Below are 617 nucleotides of genomic sequence, written 5' to 3'. Positions count from 1 at the left end.
GTAACTGTGACTCAAAGTCCAGCAGCTGGAGTAACACTCTCAGGAGCTGGAACAACCCAAACGATCACACTGACAGCAACTGACAACGCTGGTAATACCACGAACTGCACGTTTGAGATCACACTGATAGACACCATCGATCCGGTGATCACGTGCCCAGGTGACCAGACCGCCAGTGCCGATGCCAATTGCGAGTTCACAATGGCCGATTACACCGGACTTGGGACGGCTACTGACAACTGCGATGCAGCACCAGTGATTACACAATCACCGATTGCAGGTGACATCGTGAGTGGAACGACAACAGTTACTCTCACCGCAACTGACGCCTCAGGCAACACAGCCACTTGCACGTTTGATGTAGTGGTAACTGACAACGCAGCGCCAGTGATTAACACTTGCCAGAGCGATGTAAACCGCGACCTTGACGGATCTTGCGAGTATAGCCTCGAAGACTTTACCGGAGCGATCACAGCTACCGACAACTGTACACCAGACGCCAACATTGTCTACACGCAATCACCGGCAGCAGGAGTGATCCTGACTGGAGTGGGATCAACTCACACGATCACGCTCACTGCAACTGACACGAACGGAAACAGCTCTGACTGCACATT

The 617-nt window shown here is 52.5% G+C and carries 1 protein-coding gene; it reads left to right on the top strand.

From position 1 onward, the window contains the following. A partial coding sequence (locus ABHV44_RS16160) for an HYR domain-containing protein (protein WP_459075751.1) occupies positions 1-617 on the top strand: 617 nt, incomplete at both ends.

The organism is Halocola ammonii, from assembly GCF_049334165.1.
GTDB lineage: Bacteria > Bacteroidota > Bacteroidia > Flavobacteriales_D > Sanyastnellaceae > JBEGHD01.
The sequence above is the reverse complement of the archived record's forward strand: the minus strand, read 5'-3'. Positions and strand labels throughout refer to the sequence as shown.